The organism is Spirillospora sp. NPDC049652 (genome assembly GCF_040675125.1).
Lineage (GTDB): Bacteria > Actinomycetota > Actinomycetes > Streptosporangiales > Streptosporangiaceae > Spirillospora.
The window spans coordinates 1-1,871 of record NZ_JBFAOF010001206.1; the positions used below are offsets into that span (position 1 = coordinate 1).

At 77.0% G+C, this 1,871-nt stretch carries 3 protein-coding genes; all 3 read left to right on the forward strand.

Annotation, left to right across the window (positions count from 1 at the left end):
* Positions 1 to 298 (forward strand): phosphopantetheine-binding protein (locus AB0J52_RS38595; RefSeq protein ID WP_500188003.1); only part of this gene is annotated, 298 nt, incomplete at its 5' end.
* Positions 295 to 1,290, forward strand: coding sequence for a hypothetical protein (locus tag AB0J52_RS38600; RefSeq protein WP_500188004.1), 996 nt, complete (start codon positions 295 to 297; stop codon positions 1,288 to 1,290). The genes AB0J52_RS38595 and AB0J52_RS38600, both read left to right, overlap by 4 nt.
* 1 nt (position 1,291) lies before the next feature.
* On the forward strand, positions 1,292 to 1,871 hold a 580-nt coding region (locus tag AB0J52_RS38605; RefSeq protein WP_500188005.1), incomplete at its 3' end, for a dihydrodipicolinate reductase C-terminal domain-containing protein.

The window sequence follows — 1,871 nt, forward strand, 5'->3', positions numbered from 1 at the left end:
CCCCGCGGAGACGGACGCCGCCCTGCGCGAGCGGGTCGAGGCGCTGGTGGTCATCGCCACGGGACGCGTCGTCTCGGTCGCCGACCTGCGCGCCGCCGACGGCTCCCTGGTGGACGCCGGCGTGAACTCGATCGCCTTCATCAACCTGCTGGAGGCGCTGGAACGCCTCTACCAGGTCGAACTCGACACCGAGCGCGACCCGGAGGCGCTCGCGACGGTGGACGGCGTCGTCCGCCTCATCCACGCGTCCGGCTCTGCCCCCGGAACCGGGAACGGCGGCGAGGGGGCGCGGACGTGAGCGCCAAGGCCGAAACCGTGCGCGGGTTGCTGGCCGCACTCCTGGCGGACGGCCGCCCGCGCCCCGACGCCGTGCCGTCCCGGCTCCTCGACGCCCGAGGCGACCTCGACTTTCCGGACGCCGCCGCCGTCCTGGAGCATGCCGCCGGGGTGCTGCCCCTGCTGGATTTGTTCGGCGCGTCCGAGCATCCGCTGCTGGACGCCGTCCGGCGGGGCGAGACGCCGTGCGCGCTCGCGCTCTTCACGCCCGGGATGGAACTGTCGCCGCGCGTCCCGGCCGTGCACGCCCGCGCCTCCGGTGTCTCGATCGTCCTGTCCGGGCGGTACCGGTACGGCAGCGCGGCGGCCGAGGCCGCCCTCGTCCAGGTCGGATGCGCCGACGGGCTCCGGCTGTGCCTCATCGCGCACGACCATCCGGCGCTGGCCGTGGGCGGCGCGGGAGGGGCCGAGGGCTGGGGCTGGGCCGAGGCGGCGGACGCCGCGATCGACCCCAGCCTCGTCTCACCCCCGGTGACCTGGGACGCGGGCTCCCCGCTGGTGGCGGCGCTCGACGCCTACACGTGGAGCTACCTCACGCTCGCCGTCGCGCACGCCACCTCGGTCGTCGCCGGACTCCGGCGCGTGCTGGCCGTCCCGGACGGAGGGGCCGCGCCGCTCAGCGGATCGCAGCACCTCGCCCACGAGCTGTCCCGCCTGGACATCGAGCTGAGCCTTCTCGCCGACCTCGCGCGCCTCGGCCCCCGGCTCCACGGCCCCGACCCCACGACCCTGGTCGGAGTGGGGGCCTCGGCGGGCGTCTCCGCCGCCGCCGCACTGGCCGCGTGCACGCGCCTCACCCGCCGCACCGCCCGGATCGCCGACGACTTCGCCGCCGAGTTCGGCCTGCCCGGCGGACCGCCGTGGGCGGACGCGACGCACGCGCACTTCGGCGGCCCGCACATGGCCGAGTCCGAGCTGGCGCGCCGCATGGGCCTGCTCGAAGGGCGGTCCTGACATGGCGACGCCCGTCCTCGTCTGCGGACGGACCGGCACGATGGCCGCGCTGATCGCGGCGGCCGTCCGGGAGGCCGGCGACCTCCGTTTCGCCGGCCATCTCGACCTCCGCGCCGTCCCGGGCCGGGCCGCCTCCGATGTCGAGGCCATCACGGCCGCGTTGCACGCGGTTCCGGCGTCGGACGGTCCGCCCGTTGTCGTGGACTTCACCCGGCGCGCGGGCACGGCCCGGCTGCTGGAGGCCGCCGAGCGGACGCCGTGCGCGCTGGTCATCGGCACCAGCGGGCTGACCCCGGACGACCACGAGCTGCTGCGCCGGACGGCCCGGCGGCGCGCGGTCGTGCAGGCCGCGAACTTCAGTCTCGTGCTGGCGCTCGTCCGGCGGTTCGTCGCCGACCTCGCCGGTGCGCTGCCGTCCGCGTGGGACGCCGCCGTCCTGGACATCCACCACGCCGCGAAGGTGGACGCGCCGAGCGCCACCGCGACGGCCCTCGCCCGCGCCTGGAGCGAGGGCCGGAGCGCAGCGGGCGGCGACGGTGGCGGTGCCGCGCCGATCTCGTCGCTGCGGTTCGGGGACGCCG